The 18,276-nt window shown below is 70.1% G+C and carries 22 protein-coding genes; 9 read left to right on the top strand and 13 right to left on the bottom strand.

Annotated features, from left to right (window positions below; all coding sequences use genetic code 11):
- Positions 1 to 153: 153 nt before the first annotated feature.
- Entirely contained in the window at positions 154 to 633 is a 480-nt protein-coding gene (locus FFT09_RS13550; RefSeq protein WP_024874830.1) for a hypothetical protein, read from the bottom strand.
- A gap of 308 nt (positions 634 to 941) precedes the next feature.
- Between FFT09_RS13550 and FFT09_RS13545 the strand changes: the two genes are divergently transcribed.
- Both FFT09_RS13545 and FFT09_RS13540 read left to right on the top strand, forming a co-directional pair.
- On the top strand, positions 942 to 1,868 hold the full coding sequence (locus FFT09_RS13545; protein WP_138382905.1) for a diacylglycerol/lipid kinase family protein: 927 nt from the start codon (positions 942 to 944) through the stop codon (positions 1,866 to 1,868).
- A 288-nt stretch (positions 1,869 to 2,156) separates the two neighbouring features.
- Positions 2,157 to 2,411, top strand: a complete 255-nt coding sequence (locus FFT09_RS13540; RefSeq protein ID WP_024874832.1) for a WhiB family transcriptional regulator — start codon at positions 2,157 to 2,159, stop codon at positions 2,409 to 2,411.
- Between the two features lie 178 nt (positions 2,412 to 2,589).
- Here the strand turns inward: FFT09_RS13540 and FFT09_RS13535 are convergent, their stop codons facing one another.
- Complete coding sequence (locus tag FFT09_RS13535) at positions 2,590 to 4,125, bottom strand: sensor histidine kinase (RefSeq protein ID WP_024874833.1); 1,536 nt, start codon at positions 4,123 to 4,125, stop codon at positions 2,590 to 2,592.
- Between the two features lie 94 nt (positions 4,126 to 4,219).
- On the opposite strand from FFT09_RS13535, the gene FFT09_RS23525 reads away from it, so the two are divergent.
- Complete coding sequence (locus FFT09_RS23525) at positions 4,220 to 4,294, top strand: 50S ribosomal protein bL37 (RefSeq protein ID WP_420852689.1); 75 nt, start codon at positions 4,220 to 4,222, stop codon at positions 4,292 to 4,294.
- Positions 4,295 to 4,353: 59 nt separating this feature from the next.
- Here the strand turns inward: FFT09_RS23525 and ybaK are convergent, their stop codons facing one another.
- A complete protein-coding gene (gene ybaK, locus FFT09_RS13530) occupies positions 4,354 to 4,830 on the bottom strand; it encodes a Cys-tRNA(Pro) deacylase (RefSeq protein WP_024874834.1) in 477 nt (158 codons plus the stop codon).
- Between the two features lie 176 nt (positions 4,831 to 5,006).
- Here ybaK and FFT09_RS13525 point away from each other — a divergent pair, with 176 nt between their 5' ends.
- A complete protein-coding gene (locus tag FFT09_RS13525) occupies positions 5,007 to 5,651 on the top strand; it encodes a sigma-70 family RNA polymerase sigma factor (protein ID WP_024874835.1) in 645 nt (214 codons plus the stop codon).
- Positions 5,648 to 5,989: a mycothiol system anti-sigma-R factor gene (gene rsrA, locus FFT09_RS13520; protein ID WP_081191435.1), complete on the top strand. Its 342-nt coding sequence runs from the start codon at positions 5,648 to 5,650 to the stop codon at positions 5,987 to 5,989. Before FFT09_RS13525 ends, rsrA begins: the two co-directional genes overlap by 4 nt.
- A 12-nt stretch (positions 5,990 to 6,001) precedes the next feature.
- On the opposite strand, the gene FFT09_RS13515 is transcribed toward rsrA, so the two are convergent.
- Together FFT09_RS13515 and FFT09_RS13510 are read right to left on the bottom strand one after the other, a co-directional pair.
- Positions 6,002 to 6,616 (bottom strand): alpha/beta hydrolase family protein, encoded by a 615-nt coding sequence (locus tag FFT09_RS13515; protein ID WP_138382904.1) that lies wholly within the window; start codon positions 6,614 to 6,616, stop codon positions 6,002 to 6,004.
- Complete coding sequence (locus FFT09_RS13510; RefSeq protein WP_138382903.1) at positions 6,613 to 7,410, bottom strand: SOS response-associated peptidase; 798 nt, start codon at positions 7,408 to 7,410, stop codon at positions 6,613 to 6,615. Before FFT09_RS13510 ends, FFT09_RS13515 begins: the two co-directional genes overlap by 4 nt.
- 128 nt (positions 7,411 to 7,538) lie before the next feature.
- Here FFT09_RS13510 and rsgA point away from each other — a divergent pair, with 128 nt between their 5' ends.
- Together rsgA and FFT09_RS13500 are read left to right on the top strand one after the other, a co-directional pair.
- A complete protein-coding gene (gene rsgA / locus FFT09_RS13505; protein WP_420852690.1) occupies positions 7,539 to 8,573 on the top strand; it encodes a ribosome small subunit-dependent GTPase A in 1,035 nt (344 codons plus the stop codon).
- 132 nt (positions 8,574 to 8,705) lie between these two features.
- Positions 8,706 to 9,518 carry an SCO4651 family lipoprotein gene (locus FFT09_RS13500; RefSeq protein WP_081191438.1) on the top strand — a complete coding sequence of 271 codons (813 nt, stop codon included), beginning with the start codon at positions 8,706 to 8,708 and terminating at the stop codon, positions 9,516 to 9,518.
- Between the two features lie 67 nt (positions 9,519 to 9,585).
- On the opposite strand, the gene pruA is transcribed toward FFT09_RS13500, so the two are convergent.
- Genes pruA through FFT09_RS13485 form a run of 3 tightly spaced genes read right to left on the bottom strand, consistent with a single transcriptional unit; the run spans position 9,586 to position 13,192 of the window.
- Positions 9,586 to 11,214: an L-glutamate gamma-semialdehyde dehydrogenase gene (pruA, locus tag FFT09_RS13495; RefSeq protein WP_138382902.1), complete on the bottom strand. Its 1,629-nt coding sequence runs from the start codon at positions 11,212 to 11,214 to the stop codon at positions 9,586 to 9,588.
- Between the two features lie 56 nt (positions 11,215 to 11,270).
- Entirely contained in the window at positions 11,271 to 11,783 is a 513-nt protein-coding gene (locus FFT09_RS13490; protein ID WP_024874842.1) for a DUF6912 family protein, read from the bottom strand.
- Entirely contained in the window at positions 11,780 to 13,192 is a 1,413-nt protein-coding gene (locus tag FFT09_RS13485) for a WS/DGAT/MGAT family O-acyltransferase (RefSeq protein WP_138382901.1), read from the bottom strand. The genes FFT09_RS13490 and FFT09_RS13485 overlap by 4 nt, the downstream gene beginning before the upstream one ends.
- 88 nt (positions 13,193 to 13,280) lie before the next feature.
- On the opposite strand from FFT09_RS13485, the gene FFT09_RS13480 reads away from it, so the two are divergent.
- On the top strand, positions 13,281 to 14,051 hold the full coding sequence (locus FFT09_RS13480; protein ID WP_024874844.1) for a TrmH family RNA methyltransferase: 771 nt from the start codon (positions 13,281 to 13,283) through the stop codon (positions 14,049 to 14,051).
- Between the two features lie 3 nt (positions 14,052 to 14,054).
- Here FFT09_RS13480 and FFT09_RS13475 read toward each other — a convergent pair whose 3' ends face one another.
- From FFT09_RS13475 to FFT09_RS13455, 5 genes are read right to left on the bottom strand one after another with little or no spacing between them, the layout of a single operon-like run.
- Positions 14,055 to 14,813, bottom strand: a complete 759-nt coding sequence (locus tag FFT09_RS13475) for an ESX secretion-associated protein EspG (protein ID WP_138382900.1) — start codon at positions 14,811 to 14,813, stop codon at positions 14,055 to 14,057.
- Positions 14,810 to 16,030 (bottom strand): PPE domain-containing protein, encoded by a 1,221-nt coding sequence (locus tag FFT09_RS13470; RefSeq protein WP_244231353.1) that lies wholly within the window; start codon positions 16,028 to 16,030, stop codon positions 14,810 to 14,812. The genes FFT09_RS13475 and FFT09_RS13470 overlap by 4 nt, the downstream gene beginning before the upstream one ends.
- Positions 16,031 to 16,040: 10 nt before the next feature.
- On the bottom strand, positions 16,041 to 16,682 hold the full coding sequence (locus tag FFT09_RS13465) for a DUF3558 family protein (RefSeq protein ID WP_138382898.1): 642 nt from the start codon (positions 16,680 to 16,682) through the stop codon (positions 16,041 to 16,043).
- Positions 16,679 to 17,152 carry a hypothetical protein gene (locus FFT09_RS13460; RefSeq protein ID WP_341869016.1) on the bottom strand — a complete coding sequence of 158 codons (474 nt, stop codon included), beginning with the start codon at positions 17,150 to 17,152 and terminating at the stop codon, positions 16,679 to 16,681. The genes FFT09_RS13465 and FFT09_RS13460 overlap by 4 nt, the downstream gene beginning before the upstream one ends.
- 58 nt (positions 17,153 to 17,210) lie before the next feature.
- Positions 17,211 to 17,609: an HAD-IA family hydrolase gene (locus FFT09_RS13455; RefSeq protein ID WP_138382897.1), complete on the bottom strand. Its 399-nt coding sequence runs from the start codon at positions 17,607 to 17,609 to the stop codon at positions 17,211 to 17,213.
- A 161-nt stretch (positions 17,610 to 17,770) separates the two neighbouring features.
- Here FFT09_RS13455 and FFT09_RS13450 point away from each other — a divergent pair, with 161 nt between their 5' ends.
- Positions 17,771 to 18,262: an Rv3235 family protein gene (locus FFT09_RS13450; RefSeq protein ID WP_081192283.1), complete on the top strand. Its 492-nt coding sequence runs from the start codon at positions 17,771 to 17,773 to the stop codon at positions 18,260 to 18,262.
- Positions 18,263 to 18,276: the final 14 nt, after the last annotated feature.

The raw sequence follows: 18,276 nt of genomic DNA, 5'->3' as shown, positions 1-18,276 counted from the left end.
ACGTAGCCGTGTCCGCAGCCCACGTAGCCGTGTCCGCAGCCCACGTAGCCGTGTCCGCAGCCCACGTAGCCGTGTCCGCAGCCCACGTAGCCGTGTCCGCAGCCCACGTAGCCGTGTCCGCAGCTCCCGTAGCCGTGTCCGCAGCTCGCGGCGCTACTCGCCCCGCCGCTCGCGTTCGGCGGCCCGGCCCGCCGCGCCTCCGCGCCGCGCGGCGTCCTCCTCGGACTCGTCGTCCTGCTGTCCGAGCACCCAGGCACGCGACGGCCTGCGGAACAGCTGCACCACGACGACGGCACCCACGATCATGATGGGCACCCCGAACCCGGCCTGGTCGGACGGCCCTGCGGCGTACCAACCGATGCCGATCACGACGAGATTCACCACCAGCGCGGGCGAACGGGCCCAGGTCTTCCCCAGCAGCAGCGCGACCGCGCACGCCAGGACTCCGGCGGCCAGGGCGACGTAGTAGATGATCTCGGCGACGAGGCTGCCACCGGACATCGCGGGCTCGTCACCGGCGTTCAGACCCAGCAGCACGGCGAACCCCAGAAGCGCGAAACCGGGCAGGGCCGTGAGCGCGCCCGCGATGCGGACCTGGCGCGGAGCGGGAGAGACGAGATCGCGGATCGGCACGGGCTGCTGGCCCTCCCTCAAGTGACCGTGGGTGAACGCTTCCGATGGTATGCCACCCGGTCGGACGTTTTGCCGAGGCCGCGCGCCGGGCAAAGATTCAGGAGGTCGTCGATGAGCGGGCGGTCGTGCCCGGGGTGCAACTCGTCACGGCGCTGTCGGAACACGCGGCCGAGGGACGGCAGGAGGTAACCGGGAGCGATCGATCCGAGAAAGACGCCGCGGCCGGGCGACCGGCAGTGACGAGCCTCGCAGGACTAGTTCGGCGCACGGCAACCGTGACCGGTGCCGCGTCGCCTACTCTGCGGTTGGTGCGCGCTGTTCTCGTGGTCAACCCGCAGGCAACCGCGACCACTCCCGCTGGTCGCGACGTACTCGCGCATGCTCTGGCCAGCCAGGTGAAGCTCGACGTCGTCGAGACGGACTACCGCGGCCACGCGATGGCCGTCGCGCGCGAAGCGGCGTCGGACCAGGCGGACCTCGTCGTCGCGCACGGAGGCGACGGCACTGTCAACGAGGTCGTCAACGGCCTGCTCGCCCACACGGGCGGGCGTCCCTCGGAGCACCACGCCGTCCCGATGCTGGGAGTCGTCCCCGGCGGGTCCGCCAACGTCTTCGCTCGCGCACTCGGCCTGCACCGGGATCCCGTGGAAGCCACCCACGAGCTGCTGCGGGCGCTGGAAACGGGCAGATCCCGGCAGGTCAACCTCGGCCGGGCCGACGACCGGTGGTTCACGTTCAACGCGGGCATGGGCTGGGACGCCGACGTGGTGGCGGCCGTGGAGGGCCGGCGGGGTAAGCGGACCGGTCCGGGGCTGTACCTGCGGACCGCGGTGGCGTGTTACGTCCGGTCGCCGCACGGCCGTCCCGAGCTCACGGTGCGCGTGCCGGGCGAGGAACCGGTCGGTGTGCGTACCGCGTTCGTGTCGAACACCGATCCCTGGAGTTATCTCGGCCCGCGGCCCGTCCACCTGAACACGGGCTGCTCGTTCGACACGGGACTGGGGCTGTTCGGCCTGCGCACGCTGGGATTGCCGACGGTGCTGCGGCACGCCCGGCAGGCGTTGCGCCGACGTGGCGAACATCGCGGTCGGCGTCTGCTGCGTCACGACGACCTGTCAATAGTCGGCATCGCAGCAGAGTCACCGGTAAACTTGCAGGTCGACGGAGACCTGGTGGGTCAGCGCACTCACGTGGAGTTCGTCAGCGTGCCCCGTGCACTCACCGTCGCGGTCTGAGCGACCGTGCTCGGTGAACAACCCAGCGTGATCACTTGCGGCAAAGTCAGTGTTGCCACTCATCGACGGGAACAGTCCGCTCACCGCACCGCTTTCCCGGCGCCGACGCGACGAATGGACAAACCCGCTGGTCAGACAGGTCGCTGGGGCGGGTGAGCTGACTCACCGATCTCCGGGAAACACTTGTCGAACCCGTGGGTTCGTGAAAGCATTCACAAGCACCCCAAAAAACGACCGCCATGACGACTGTGGCGCGGAGCACCGCGCCCGAATAAGGAGTTCGTAGAAATGGACTGGCGCCACCGCGCGGCCTGCCGAGACGAGGACCCCGAACTGTTCTTCCCCGTGGGCACCAGCGGTCCCGCTGTGTCGCAGATTGCCGCGGCGAAGTCAGTGTGCCACCGCTGCACCGTCGCCTCCGACTGCCTGGCCTGGGCTCTGGCCAGCGGCCAGGACGCGGGTGTCTGGGGCGGGATGAGCGAGGACGAGCGACGTGCGCTGAAGCGTCGTCGCGCGCAGATCGGCACGCGCAGCAGCTTCTGAGCGAGACCGCGTTTTCCTTTTGCCACGCCGGAAAAAGGGCAAAAGGTTTGAGGGCCGGCATCCGTTTCGGGTGCCGGCCCTCAAGCGCGGCAGGGGCTCGCCTTCTTCCGCGACCGTTTCGCCGTTGTCCCGACCACGGGTGTCGCCACCATTCGGCGTACCCGTCGGCGGTTCCGGGTCAGGAACGGCGACTGAGCGGAACTCGGACAGTCGCCTCCGTTCCGGACGGTTTCGGACCCGTACCTTCGGGCATCGCGAGTCCGCCGGCCGTGGTGTCGTCCTCGCGAACTCCGCGCAGCGACAGCGACCCGCGCAGTTCCGACTCGACGAGCGTGCGGGCGATCTGAAGCCCGAGGCCGTCGGCGCGTTCGAGCGAGAACCCGGCGGGCAGCCCCTTGCCGTTGTCGCGCACCTGCACGTCGAGCCAGCGCGCCGACCGCTCCACGACGATGTCCACCCGTCCGTGCCTTCCGCCCGAGAACGCGTGCCCCACCGCGTTCTGCACGAGTTCGGCGACCACCATCACGAGCGGTGTGGCGATCTCGGCGGCGACCACGCCGAACGACCCGGATCTCGCGAGGCGCACCGGCGACTCGGCCGTGGCGACCTCGCCCACCATCGGCAGCACCTTGTCGAACAGCCCGTCGAGGTCAACCCGCTCGTCGACCGACATCGACAGGGCCTCGTGGACCATCGCGATGGACGACACCCGCCGCACGGATTCGGACAGCGCCTGCTTGGCCTCCGGCGACGGGGTGCGCCGGGACTGCAACCGCAGCAGCGCCGCCACGGTCTGGAGGTTGTTCTTGACCCGGTGGTGGATCTCCCGGATCGTGGCGTCCTTGGACAGCAGGGCACGGTCGCGGCGCTTCACCTCGGTGACGTCCCGGACGAGCACGAGGGCCCCGGCCGACCTGCCTGCCGGTCGCAGCGGCAGTGCCCGGAACAGCACGACCGCGCCCCTGCGGGACTCGACCTCGGTGCGGGTTCCCGGCTTGCCGTCGATGGCCTCCAAGATCCGGTGCGCCACGTCGGTGGCGTCGAACGGGTCCCGCACGAGCGAGCGCGTGAGCGGTACCAGCCGGTTTCCGATCAGATCCGATTCGTAGCCCATCCGGTGGTAGGCCGACTGACCGTTCGGGCTCGCGAACACCACGGTCCCGCTCGGGTCGACGCGCACGAGCCCGTCGCCGACGCGCGGGCTGGTGTGGACGTCGGTTCCCGCCTCCGGGCTGGGGAACGTGCCGTCGGCCATCATCTGGCACAGGTCGGCCGCGCTCCCGAGGTAGGCGATCTCCAGCGGACTCGGCACCCGCGGCGTGGCCAGGTTGGTCTCGCGCGACAGCACGGCGATGACCGCGTCCCCGAGCCGGACGGGAACGGCTTCCCTGCGCATCGGCAGGTCGCGGTACCAGTGCGGCTCCTCCTCCCGGCAGATCCGCACCTCCCGCCACGCCCGCGCCAGCTGCGGGTGATCGGCGGTGCCGAACCGGGTCCCAACCACGTCCTCCGGATGCGCGGTCGGCGCGGTGGTGGGCCGGACCTGCGCCACGCAGACGAACTCGTCGGTGTCCTCGACGGGCACCCACATGAGGAAGTCGGCGAACGACAGGTCGGCGAGCAGCTGCCACTCGGCCACGACGAGCTGCAGGTGGTCGACGGACTCGCCAGGGAGCCCGGTGTGGTCGGCGAGCAGCTCAGCAAGCGTGGACATGCCTCTCCCCGGTCGGTTGCGGCCAAGGGGGCTCACAACGTCGGCGGCCCCTGCATGACACACTAAACGTGACGTCAGCAGGCAAGGAGTGAACATGTCGAAGCGAGCCCGCAAGCGGCGTGACCGCAAGAAGAACAACGCCAACCACGGCAAGAAGCCCAACTCCTGAGCGTCTTGCCCCGGCGCGGGACGTCGTGGTCATGTCACGTCCCGTGCCGGGCGGCACCCTCAGCCCGCGATGGCGGCCACGGTGGCGCCGGTGAGCTCCACGAGATCGCCGGGCGCGAGTTCGATCTCCAGCCCGCGCCGGCCTCCCGAGCAGAACACCGTGTCGAAGCGCCGCACCGTGACGTCGACCACCAGCGGCAGGCGGCTCCGCTGGCCGAGCGGCGAGATACCGCCCAGTACGTACCCGGTGGCGCGCTGGGCCGCGGTAGCGTCCGCGAGCTTGGCTTTCTTGCCACCGGACGCCGCGGCGAGCGCCTTGAGGTTCAGCTGCCCCGTGACCGGCACCACACCGACTGTGAGCTGCCCGTCAACCTCGGCCACCAACGTTTTGAACACCCGCTCCTCGGCAACTCCGAGTGCGGCCGCGGCCTCGGAGCCGTAGGACTCCTCGCGAGGGTCGTGGTCGTAGGTATGCACCGTGTGCGGGACCTTGCGCCTGGTCAGCAACGCGGTCGCGGGAGTTGCCTTGCCTGCCACCCGCCGAATTCTAGCGGTGGAATAGGTCGGGACGACCGGGCGTTGCACACGACGTGCCGACAACGCTGACCACGCCGCCGAGCCACCCCCGTGTGATCACCGCACCCCTGGGTGAGGCACGGTCCGCTCGGTCAACACCGCGCCGACACAGCGGCGCCAATCGGGAAGGGAACGGTTTGCCGAGCACTCAGAGCCCCGTCGAAGCCCAGGGCTCGGAGTCCGGGACGGACACCGAGCGCGAACTGGCCGAACGGTTCGAGCGCGACGCCATGCCGCTGGTCGACCAGCTTTACTCGGCGGCCATGCGCATGACGCGGAACCCGGCCGACGCCGAGGACCTCGTTCAGGAGACCTACCTCAAGGCGTACGCCGCCTTCTCGTCATTCAAGCAGGGCACCAACCTCAAGGCCTGGATGTATCGCATCCTGACCAACACCTACATCAACGGCTACCGCAAGCGGCAGCGCCAGCCGCTGCAGCAGCCGACCGAGGAGATCACCGACTGGCAGCTGGCGCAGGCGGAGAGCCACACCTCCTCCGGGCTGCGCTCCGCCGAGGTCGAGGCGATGGACAACCTGCCCGACACCGACGTCAAGGCGGCACTGCAGCAGTTGCCCGAGGAGTTCCGGCTCGCTGTCTACCTCGCCGATGTCGAGGGCTTCGCCTACAAAGAGATCGCCGAGATCATGAACACCCCGATCGGTACCGTGATGTCGCGGCTGCACCGGGGCCGTGGCCAGTTGCGTAGCCTGCTCGCCGACGTCGCCCAGGACCGCGGGTTCATCCGCGCCGGGCAGCAGCGGGAGGTGGCGCGCCGATGACGTTCCACGACGGTTCGAACGGCAAGGACCACGAGGTTCACTGCGACGACGCGCTGGCCGAGATCTACCTGCTCCTGGACCGGGAATGCACTCCGGAGCGCGACGCCGAACTGCGCAGGCACATCGACGACTGCCCGCCGTGCCTCGAGGAGTACGGCATCGACGAGCAGATCAAGCAGTTGCTGGCGCGCAAGTGCGGCGGCGAACTGGCGCCCGCGGAGTTGAAGTCCCGGTTGCAGGCGTCGATCCGACGGACCGTGGCGCAGCGATGCGGGTTCACCGTCGAGGAGGCCGAGGTGCGCATCGAGCGCACCACCGAGCCCCCCACCGCCTCGTAACCGCTCGCGGTCTCACGCCACGAGCGGGCGGAGCACGCGGGTCAGCCACTCCGAGGCCGCCCGTGACACGGCAGGCAGGTCCGCATTCAGACTGTGATCGCCCGCGACGGTCACGATCTCGTGGTGCGGCGCCGCCGCGGGCCTGCCGAACGGATCTCGCTCGCCCTGGATGACCAGGGTCGGCACCGTGACGGCGTCGAGTTCGGCCTGGCGGCTTCGCTCCGGCTTGCCCGGAGGGTGCTCCGGGAACGCGAGACACAGCACGGCGTCGGCCTGCCCGGTCGCGGCCGTCCGGCACGCGACCCGCGCCCCCGACGAGCGCCCGCCGAACACGAGGGGGAGTTCGTCGAAGGTGTGCGCCGCGAGATGGTCGACGACGGCGAGCCACGCGGCGTCGAGTTGTTTCGCCGGCGCGGGTGCCCGCCGCCCGGCCACGCGGTAGGGCTGTTCCACCAGCGCCACGTGGACGTCGGCGGCGTGGGCCGCCCGCGCCACGGCCACCAGGTCGGGGGCCTCCACCCCACCACCGGCACCGTGCCCGAGCAGCAGTGCGGCCACCCCTTCCTCCGAGCGGTGCAACGACACCCGCGCGGGCCCGTGCGGAGTGTCGATCTCCGTGGTGGTCATCGGCTTGGCGTGTCGAACAGCGCGTCCTGCGCCGCGTCCAGGTCCGCGGCCTCCGGAGCCACTCTGTCGACCAGGTCGGGGCCGTTGTTGCGCACGTTGTTGACCCTGGTGGACACGGGGCGCAGTTCGAGTTCGTCGAGCCAGTCGCGTTCCGGTGGGGTCAGGAGGTCGGCCGCGTCGGTGCGTCCCGGGTCGAGCCAGTCCTGCCACCGTGCCGACGGCAGAACCAGCGGCATCCGGTCGTGAATGTCGCCGAGGCGCCCCACGGCCTGGGTGGTGAGCACGGAGCAGGTGATCAGCGGCGGGGCATCGGGTTCGGCCTTGTCCCGCCACGTCTCCCACAGCCCCGCGAACGCCAGCGAGGAGCCGTCCTGCGTGGTCATGTAGTAAGGCTCTTTGGCGGCCTTGCGGCCCTCCACCGCCGGAGTGGCCTTCCACTCGAACCACCCGTCGGCGGGCACCAGGCAGCGCCGCCGCGACAGCGCCTTGCGAAACGACGGCTTCTCCGTCGCCGTCTCCGCCCGCGTGTTGATCATCCGACTGCCGACCGACGGATCCTTGGCCCAGAACGGCACGAGGCCCCACCGCATGACGCGCAGGCTACGGACCGCGGGCTCGTCCTCCAGGACGGTGCCGTCGGCGTCGCGGGGATAGCGCTCGACCACGGTGGTGACGTTCTTCGTCGGCGCGACGTTGTAATCGGCGCCCGAAGCCTTACCCTCGGTACCGTCCACCGCGTCGAACTCCCGCATCAACGTGGCGGGGTCCTTGGTGGCGGCGTAACGGCCACACATCGGTATCGGCCTCCCTCGCTGTGCACGCTGCCCGACCGCCATCGTGGCACGGTTGCCCGGCCCTGGCGAGTGCCGTGGGGGACCATGACGGGCAGCGCGCCCGGCAGCAGCGCACACGGACACGGGAAGTGGGTGGCAGGCGGTTGGCCCGCAGGGACCGGCGGCAGAGTGACTGGCGCAGCCTGGACGAGAGTGACGTGCGGATCCGCCCCGGCCGGGGATCCCGGCCGCGCAGCAAGCGGCGTCCCGCGCACGCCGACGCGGTGCCCGCGATGGTGGTGGCCGTCGACCGGGGGCGCTGGCGGTGCGCGGTGAACAGCGATCCCGATCGCATCGTCACCGCCATGCGGGCCAGGGAACTCGGCCGCACCCCGATCGTCGTCGGCGACCGGGTGGGCCTGGTCGGAGACGTCAGCGGAAAGCCCGACACGCTGGCGAGAATGGTGCGCGTCGAGCCACGCACCAGCGTGCTGCGCCGGACCGCCGACGACACCGATCCCTACGAGCGCATGGTGGTCGCCAACGCCGAGCAACTACTGATCGTCACGTCGCTGGCCGACCCCGAACCGCGAACGGGCTTTCTCGACCGCTGTCTCGTCGCCTGCTACACCGGCGGGCTCGACCCGGTGCTCTGCCTGACCAAGGCCGACCTCGCCAGCCCCGACCCGCTGCTCGACTCCTACGCCGACCTTCGGGTACCCGCCGTGGTCACCCGGCACGACGAGGACAGCACGGCGTTGCGGGAGACCCTTCGCGACCGCGTGTCGGCGCTGGTCGGCCATTCCGGCGTCGGCAAGTCGACTCTCGTGAACCGGGTCGTGCCGGGCGCGGACCTGGCCATCGGGGAGGTCAGCGCGGTCGGCAAGGGCAGGCACACGTCCGTGAGCGCGGTCGCACTGCCGCTGCCCGACGGCGGCTGGGTGATCGACACGCCGGGGGTGCGCTCGTTCGGACTCGCCCACGTGACCCCCGACGAGGTCGTGGCGGCGTTTCCCGAGTTCGCCGAGGCCGCGGAGGAGTGCCCGCCGCACTGCGGTCACCTGGGCGGCGACGAGGACCCCGACTGCGCGCTCGACGACGTCGTCGCCTCGGGCGCGGCGCGCGCGTCGCGGCTGGCATCACTCCGGCGGCTGCTGATCTCGCGCACCGGCGCGGAGGTCTGAACCCCGCAGCACACGGGGTGTACGAAACTTGTGAGGTCGGGCATGGAACCCTGGGGGCCGACTACACGTCCGAGTGAGAGACAGTGCCTGAAGATTTCGACACTCGGACTCAACTCTCCATAAGGGGGATTCATGCGCACCTCTGTTCTCGCAGCGGGCGGCGTCGCACTGGCCCTGGCGCTCAGCGCCTGCGGCGGCGACTCGGACTCCAACTCGGCCGACGGCGGCTCGGGCGGCAACGCGAACAACGCCCAGTTCAGCGACATCTCCCAGCTCGTCGCGTCCGCCCAGGAACAGGCGAGCGTCAGCAAGTCGTCGAAGTTCTCCATGGAGATGGACATGGCCGGCATGAAGATGCAGGCCAACGGCGAGGGCGTCTACGACGGCGCCGACACCCGCATGAGCATGACGATGAACATGCAGGGCATGGACATCGACATGATCTTCGTCGACCAGACGATGTACATGCAGATGCCCGAGAACATGAACCCGGACCCCAGCAAGCCCTGGATCAAGGTCACGGAGGACAGCTCGGCGGCCATGGGTCAGAACTTCGACCAGATGACCGAGCAGAACGACCCCACCAAGATGCTCGAGCAGATCGAGCAGGCCGGTGGCGAGATCACCAACACCGAGCAGACCCAGCTCGACGGCCAGGACGTCACCCACTACACCATCCAGATGGACCTCTCCAAGGCCAGCGGGATGCTGGGTGACGACGCGGCGGGCGCCGGTTCCATCCCCGAAGGCACCATGATCCCGATGGAGCTGTACCTCAACGGCGAGAACCTGCCCGTCCAGATCGAGATGGACATGTCGTCGCTGGGCCAGCAGTCCGGTATGTCCGGCAACATGAAGATGGTCATGAAGTACAGCGACTGGGGAACCCAGGTCGACGTGGAGGCTCCCCCGGCCGAGCAGGTCGGCGAGATGCCGACGAACTGACGTCGGCTCCCGGCACCACATGAGAAACGCCCCGGCCGGTCGGCCGGGGCGTTTCTCATGTGCGGTGTCAGCGCATGTGCGGGTAGTCGATGTGCACCGGCGCGTCGAACGTCTCCTTGATGGAGCGGGGGCTCGTCCACCGCAGCAGGTTGAACATCGAGCCAGCCTTGTCGTTGGTGCCGGAGGCACGGGAGCCACCGAACGGCTGCTGGCCCACGATCGAGCCCGTGGGCTTGTCGTTGACGTAGAAGTTGCCCGCCGCGTGCCGCAGCACCCGGTGCGCCTGCTGCACAGCGGCCCGGTCGTCGGCGAACACGGCGCCCGTCAGCGCGTACGGTGCCGTGGAGTCGACGAGTTCGAGCACCCGCTCGTAGTCGCCGTCCTCGTAGACGTGGACCGCGATGATCGGACCGAAGTACTCGGTGGAGAACACCGCGTGTGCCGGGTCGTCGGACACCAGCACCGTCGGCTCCACGAACCAGCCCACGCTGTCGTCGTAGCCTCCGCCCGCCAGCACCTCCAGCGCCGGATCACCGGGCACGCTGTCCAGCAGTTCGCGGTGCTTCGCGAACGCCTTCGCGTTGATGACCGCACCCCCGAAGTGCGAGAAGTCGGTCACGTCGCCGTAGGACACGGTCTTCGTCAGATCGGCCAGCCGCTCGCGCACGCCACCGTTCCACAACGACCTCGGCACGTAGGCGCGCGAGGCCGCCGAGCACTTCTGGCCCTGGTACTCGAACGCCCCGCGCACCAGCGCGGGAACCAGCTTGTCCGCGTTCGCCGACGGGTGCGCCACCACGAAGTCCTTGCCGCCGGTCTCCCCGACGATGCGCGGGTAGCAGCCGTAGCCGTCGAGGTTGTCGGCGACCGTGCGCCACAACTTCTTGAACGTCGCCGTCGACCCGGTGAAGTGCAGCCCCGCGAGACCGGGGTCGGGCAGGGCGACGTCACTGACGGCCTTCCCGTCACCGGTCACCATGTTGATCACGCCGGGCGGCAGTCCCGCCTCCTCGAACGCGCGCATCGTGTAGTGGGCGGACAGCTGCTGCGACGGGGTCGGCTTCCACACCACCGTGTTGCCCATCAGGGCGGGTGAGCTGGGCAGGTTGCCCGCGATCGCCGTGAAGTTGAACGGCGTGACGGCCACGACGAACCCGTCGAGCGGCCGGTACTCCATCCGGTTCCAGGCCCCCGGGACCGAGTTGGGCTGCTCGGCCAGGATGCGCCGCGCGTACGACACGTTGAACCGGAGGAAGTCGATCAGCTCGCACGCCGCGTCGATCTCGGCCTGCTGCACCGACTTCGACTGCCCCAGCATCGTCGTGGCGTTCAACGTGTCCCGATACGGCCCCGCGATGAGGTCGGCCGCGCGGAGGAACACCGCGGCGCGCTCGTCGAACGGCAGCTCGCTCCACTCGCGGGCGGCGTCCTTGGCCGCCGTCACCGCGTCGGCCACGTCCCCCTCGGTGGCCTGCGCGCTGACCCCGAGCACGTGCCCGTGGTCGTGCGGCTGCACGACGTCGAAGCGCTCGCCGCCCGCCATGCGGGCGCGACCGCCGATCGTCTGGGTCAGCTCGTGCTTGGTGTCCTCGAGCTCGGCCAGCCTCGCCTGCAGGGACTCCCGCTCCGCGCTGCCCGGCGCGTACGTGTGAACCGGTTCGTTGACCGGAACGGGAACGGTTGTCACAGCGTCCATGGTGTGTCTCGCCTTCCGTGTTGATCCGCCTTGTGAGCGGTGCGCAGGTCCCATGCTTACATGAGTTCGAGCAGGAACGGCAGCTCCTGCGCCGCGTACCAGGCCAGCTCGTGATCCTCGACGTCGCCGAGTGCCAGCTCGGCGTCCTCGTCGCCTAGGTCGGCGTCGTCGATGACGGCCGCCGCGGCCAGCACCGCCGCCTCCGCCTCCGGCGTGTCCACGTGGATCGCCGCGACGGCGGCCAGCGGGACCGGACCGGCGACGCGCACCACGGCGTCGTCGAGGTCCGGCCGCAACGTCACGTCGTCGACGTCGGCCGACAGGACCGCCCGCCGGGGCGGCTCCTTCGCGTCGGCGGCGTCCGGCTCGTGGTCGACGGACAACAGCCGCAGCGATGCGCGCGCCGCGTCGGTCAGGGCCGCGTACTCCAGCTCCTCCGTCGACCCGCTGGTGTAGGACTCCCGCAACGTGGGAGTCAGGGCGAACGCCGTGCCGCCCACGGGCGACAGTTCTCCCGCGTCGAGCAGGTGCCGCAGCATGCCGATGGTGGCAGGCACGTAGATCCTCACCAGTCCGTCCCTTTCAGTTCCTCGATCGCTTCGCTGATCGTCCCCGCCAGTACCGGGATGTCGGACAGCGCCTTCCGATCACCGTTGAGTCCGAAGTAGACCCCGCCGTCGTACGACGCCACGCCGACGGCCAGCGCCTGGTCGCGCGACAGCGGCAACACCGGGTAGATCCGCTCCAAGCGTGCCCGACCCGCGAACAGCGGGTGCTGGGGCCCCGGCGAGTTGGCGATCACCACGTTGAACATGCGGCCCGACAGCGAACTCGCGGCCCTCGCGGCCAGGGAGTGCATGGTGGCCGGGGCGAACCCGCTGACCCGCGCCATCGCCCTCGCCGCCACCGAACGGCGGGCCCGCACCTCCTCCGCCATCGCGTGCGTGATGTGCTGCAACCGCAGAACCGGATGAGGCTCACCGACCGGCAGATCCACCAGGCACGGATCGACGCGGTTGTCCAGCAGCCCCACCGACGAGAACCCGACGCTGTCCGGACCGCGCACCGCCAGCGGCACGAGTGCCCGCACCGTCGCCGTCTGCTCCAGCGGCTCGCCCCGCGACAGCAGCCACTGCCGCAGCGCACCGGCCATCACGGCGAAGACGACGTCGTTCACCGTGCCGCCGTGCCGCTGCCGGATGGTGCGCAGGTCCGCGAGTTCGGCGGACACGCCCGCGAACACCCGGCCCCCGCTGACCGGGGCGTTGAGCGGCCCCTGCGGCGCGGGCCGCACGAGCGAGCGCACCGTGGTGGCCACCCCGCCTGCGACGTCGAGCACCCGGCCCGCGGTGCTGGAGAGATCCTGGGCCGCGTTGCGCACGTTCTCCACGACCTCCCCCGGCCCCCGCAGGCTGTCGGTGACGGCGTCGAGCAGCAGCCGGACCCGCCCCGGACGCGCCGCACCCCGCCACGCCTCCGCCTCGTCGCCACCGTCCCCCACACCGCCCGCGGGCTCGTCGTCCAGGATGAGCTGCGCGAGATCGATCGTCTCCGTGCCGTTCACGAGCGACTGGTGAGTCTTGGTCACCAGCGCGACCCCGTCGCCGTCGACGCCCTCCACCACGTACAGCTCCCACAGCGGGCGGTCCCGGTCCAACGGGCGCGCCAGCAACCGCGCCACCAGCTCGAAGAGCTGGGCGTCGCTGCCCGGCGCGGGCAGGGCCGAACGGCGCACGTGGTAGCTGACATCGAAATCGGCGTCGTCCACCCACACCGGCCTCGCGAGATGCCCCGGCACGAACTCGACGTACTGCCGGTAGCGCGGCAGATACGACAGTCGCCGCGCCACCAGCGCGAGCACCCGCGCGTAGTCGAGATCCCGCCGCCGCAGGATCGCCACACTCCCCACGTGCATCGGCACGAACGGCTCCTCCACGTAGAGGAAGGAGGCGTCGAGTGCGGAGAGACGATCGGCCATGACGCGATCCTGACAGACTCGCGTCCCGACCGCCGAGAGCCACGGCCCGGCGGACGGCGACCCGGCCCCGTGGTGGGAGACTGGGCCCGTGGGTGACAAGCAGGCGACGTCGCCGAAGGACCGGTTCCTCACCGTCTACGGCCGCAAACCGGTACTGGAGGCGCTGAGCGACCCGAGCCTCGATGTCGACAAAGTGATCGTGGCCGAGAGCGCACGCGGCACTTCCGTCGCCGAGATCCACCGCGCCGCCGCGCAGCGCGGCGTGCCGGTCCAGCGCGCCACCGCCCACCGGGTCAAGGTGCTCGCCGGAAACGGCAAACAGGACCAGGGTGTCCTCGCCGACGTCCTCGCGCCCCGGATGCGCCCGCTGGCGACCGCGCTGGAGGGAGGGACACCACCCGCGCCGCTGCTGGTGCTGGACGGCGTCACGACCTCCGCGAACGTGGGGATGATTCTGCGCACCGCCACCGCGGCGGGAGTGCCCGGTGTGGTGGTGCCGCGCCGGGGCGTCGCCGCGCTCGACCCGCTGGTCGTGAAGGCGTCCGCCGGGGTGGCGTTTCGCGCCCCGGTCCTGCGGTGCGCGACGGCGGCGGAGGCCGCCGAGCTGCTCACCGAAGCCGGCTACGCCGTGTACGCGCTCGGAACGCGCCCCGACACCGGCGCGAAGTCGCTGTTCGATCTGGACTTTCCGCCCCGCACCGCGTTCGTGCTGGGCGGCGAGACCACGGGAGTCGGCGACGAGGTGGCCCGGCTGGCCGCGGGCTGGGTGTCGATCCCCATGCCAGGCGAGGTCGAATCGCTCAACGTGTCGGCGGCGGCGGCGGTGGTGTGTTTCGACCTGGTCCGCCGCCGCCGGTGACGCTCACACCCGCTGGGCGGTCGTGAGCTGCCCGCGCAGCGACTCCAGCGTCGCCGCCACCGTCGCCGCGTCGGCGGGCTGAACCCGGAACTCGTCCTCGTCGCCCACGCTGACCCGGTAGTTCACGTAACGGCCCCAGTCGGTGTCCACGTAGTGCAACGGCCTTCGCAGCGAGCGACGGCGGCCCGCCGGGTCGCGCTCCGCGACGTACAACTCGCCGCCTCCGGTGGTCTCTCGCTCGACCACCTTGGAGATCTCGGCGACGATCGCGGCGACCGAGCGGTCCCGATGGGTGTCCCGCCTGCCCTCCTCGAAGTCCGAGACGCGCACGGCCCAACGGGTGCCACCACCCGGGCTCACCTCGGGCAGCCGCGCCGCCAGCTCGGCAGGCAGCACCGTGTGATCGGCCGGGGCGAGCGTGATCCTGTCACCGCGCCGCACCGCGACCACGCCCAGCAGACCCCGCGACGCGGCCAGCACACTGAACGGGGCGCCCTCGTGGGTCATCCAGCCGTAGTACTCGATGGCCGCGGTGGTCAGCACGGGAAGCCAGTCCCGGAAGTCCGGGTCCAGCCTGCCGCGCCCGTCCAGCAACCCCGCAGCTGCCAGTTCCCCGTCCACCGCGGCCCGCGCCGCCGCCAGATCCTCGCGCGGCAACCACATCGGCTCGGGTTGCAGCGTCAGGTGCGGTGATCCCAGACCCTCCCGTTCGGCCACGCTCGCCAGCGCACCGACGGACAGCTCGATCGCGTCCGCGTTCACTCGCCGATCACCGGAGGCGCGGTCTTGCCGAGATCGCCGATGAACGCCTCGTCGGGGTCGTTCTCCTGGAGATACGCGGCGCGCTGGTGTTCCTTGTCCTCGTCGCCCTGACCACGGCCCGCACCGGCACCCATCGGGGCCCCGGCGCCACGCCCACCGGCGCCCCCCGCGGCACCCCGAGCCGCGGCGTCGCCCATCGCGGCACCACCCACGGCCCCCGTGCCCGTGCCACGACCGGCGCCGAGCGGACCGCCCTTCGCGGCCCCGTCACCGACCCGCGCACCGGTACCGCCCTGGCCACCGGTGGGAGCCGACCCCGCGGCGGGCTTGCCGCCGTACAACCGGCTTCCGGCGCGGTCCGAGAGCGAACCGCCACGCCCCGTCGGCGTGCGTGGGTTCGCGGTCCTGCCGGGACCGGGCCGGGCCGGGTCCTGCCCCGGCCGCACCGGAGTCGTGCCGGCCAGCCCGGGACCCGGCGTCGTCGAGGGCGGGGACGTGCCTCCACCGCCGCCCCCCGGCACACCCGGCGTGGTGGGCGAAATGCCGCCGCCGGACGACGGCCCCGGCCGCGGGGTGAACCCGGCGGAACCGTTGACCGGCGCAGCGCCGCTCGTCGTGGGTGTGCCGGTCACCCCGGACGTGCCCGACCGCACGTCGGGAGCGGCGGACATCTCGGTACTCACCGCGCCCGGCGCGGCACTCGCCACCGTGATCGCGGCGCCGCTCGACGGCAGCGTGGTGTAGCTGCGGGGAAAGTCCTGGTTGGCCGACGTGGCGGCCTCGTAGCGCGACATGACGTCGACGTTGCGCTGGGCCACGGCGTTGTGCTTCGCGAGGTTCTCCTCGAACGTGTCCGACGCCCCGCCGAAGCTCGTGATGTCGTCCCAGACGCTCGGCTCCTGCGGAGCGAACGGCACCGGCTCCACCGAGTTCGCCGCCTGGTTCCACGCCGCCGCCTGCGACGTGACGGAACCGAACGTGCGCTCCATGTTCTCCGCCGACTCGTGCAACGCGGGCGTCAACGGCCCCGCGCCGGCCGACGCGGCGGCTCCGGCATCCCCGGCCCACCCCGCCTGCATCCGCTCCTGGATCTGCTTGATCGCCTGCGCACGTTCCTGATAACTCCGCCGCAATTCGACGAGCACGTCGGCGAACCCCTCCAACCCGCCGGTCCCGGGTGCGTTCGCGAAGTTGTGGTAGATCTCATCTCCCCGCATCCCGCCCACGTCAGCTCCCTTCCCGCAGATTGTCGATCGCGCTCTTGGTCACACTTTCAACGTCAAGACATGCGGACTCAGGCTCTTCGAGGTACATGTCCGCGCTAACAGCCAGAAAGTCCTGGTCAGAGACCGCGACGAGCAGAGCACAGTCACCTCGCTGACGATTGTCTTGGATGCCCCAATAGGCTGCAGGGTACTCCGATACGTCGAGTTCTTCCCACAGCGTTAGCGCGCCCTGCGAGTGCAGCTCGCGGGCGCGCGAAAATACGTTCTCACCCTGAGTGAATTCCGAAGTCAGCAACGTCAGGGTCAAGGTTCTTGCAGCACCTTCTTCGGACTTCCAGCCGCAGTAAGGTCCACTCATTCCTGCCACTTCTTGCGAGAACGATTCGTCACCTGGCAAGGTGACGTCCCCTTCGGGTGCATAGCGGAGCGACGACAGAAGTTGCTCAGGAAGAAGTGCGCAAGGATCCGATGTGTACGATTGCAGATCAAGTTGCTGCGGGATAGCCACTGCAGACGACGTGGTACCAGAAGGAGCCGCAGAGTCGTGGGCGGACGGCGTCCCAGACTCAACGTTCGAGCACGCGCCCGCACTTGTAGCGACCCCGAGAAAAGCTATGGTGATTGCGACCCGTCTCGTCGTCATGACTCCCCAATGGTACTCGGGCCGAACGCAGAGGCGCCTGCGTCATCCTGCTGCCCTATAGACTTCGCCGCGTTTTCCAGCTTCTCGATAAATGAGTGAACATACTCGACCATTCCATAGTTGAATTCGTCGAGTCCGGAGATCGACTCATAGAGACTCTGCATATACTGGCTACTCGGGTCGTCTTCCGAAGGATGCAAGAACGCTGTTCGTAGCGCCGCGAAGCGCGAACTGTCCTCGTTGAGCTGTTCTTGCAGCGCCTTCCAGTCCGCGATCACGGCGTCGATCTCCTCCGGATCGAACGACCACGACCCGCCACCGCCACCGGCAGCCCCGCCCGCGATCTTCGCGGCACCGATCGCTGCCCCCACAGCCGCGCCACCCGGCAACACCGCGCTCACGGCCTCGGTCGCGCTCAGCCCGTCCTGGGCCTCCCGCGAAATGGCGTTGTACCAGCTATCAGGCATCATCACTCCCGCTCAGCGTCACCGCGACGCCCACGAGAGTAACGAACTTCCACCACCACAGTCAGGCAGTTGCCGATTCCAGCCCCGGGATCAGCGCCGCAAGCTCCGCGATCGTGTTCTCGACGGACACATGGCGCACTCCGACCATGCCCACCGCCACCGCGCCCGCGACGTTGCGGGGCGCGTCGTCCACGAACACACACTCGGCAGTCCCCACACCGAGCCGCGCCGCCGTCAGGCAGTACACCTCCGGGTCCGGCTTGGCCAGTCCGACCTCGCCGGAGAACACCACGACATCCAGCCAGCCCAGCCCCCGCCTCGCCTCCGGGCCTCCCGACGCGTTCGACAACAGCGCCGTCCGCAGCCCTTTCTCGCGCGCGGTCAACGCGGCCCGCACCAGCCGCTCGGCACCGACATCGGTCAGTACTCCCGCGTGGTCGAACACCAACCCTCGGATCACCGCGCCAGCTTACGTCCGGCTCCATAACACGGCACCGCCGAACGGGCCCGGCCACCCGGAGGCCATCACCTCTTCAGGTCCCTTATGGGTCCGTTGGCACGTTTCGTCCCTCTGTTCTAGTGGGCGGTCAAGGGGGGCCGCCCACACAGAGAGGAGGGACTGTGAGTCACGTGTTCCAGTCGGCCAGCGGGTTGCTACCGCTCACCCCGTACGAGCCGACCGAACCGGACGATGTGGGCGGCCGAGCGTCCGTGGAGGTCGCGGAGGGTCAGCTGACGCTCGACGACCTGTTGACCGAGCTGCACGCACAGCATGCCGAACGACACGAGCACTCCATTCCGGCGCCCGGAAGGCGCATGGTTCACCGGGTGCTGACCGCACTGCTGGAGGTCTACACCGGCCGCCGGGCCGCCAGCCAGCTCGACGGGTGGCTGACGCCGACGCTGCAACGCCGGGTGCGCAGCGCCCCGCGGGCCGTCGGCATCCGGCACGTACTGCGCAACATCCACGTCTGCCGACCGGCCGATGGTGCGCTGGAGGTGTGCGGCACGGCGTTTCTCGACGAGCGGGCCCGTGCGCTCGTCGCGAGGTTCGAACACGGGTCTTCCGGATGGCGGTGCGTCCTGTTCACACTGCTGCCACCGCGGAACTGACCAGGTCGCCGAAA

The sequence above is a fragment of the Saccharomonospora piscinae genome (assembly GCF_005862235.1).
GTDB classification, from domain to species: domain Bacteria; phylum Actinomycetota; class Actinomycetes; order Mycobacteriales; family Pseudonocardiaceae; genus Saccharomonospora; species Saccharomonospora piscinae.
The sequence above is the reverse complement of the archived record's forward strand: the minus strand, read 5'-3'. Positions and strand labels throughout refer to the sequence as shown.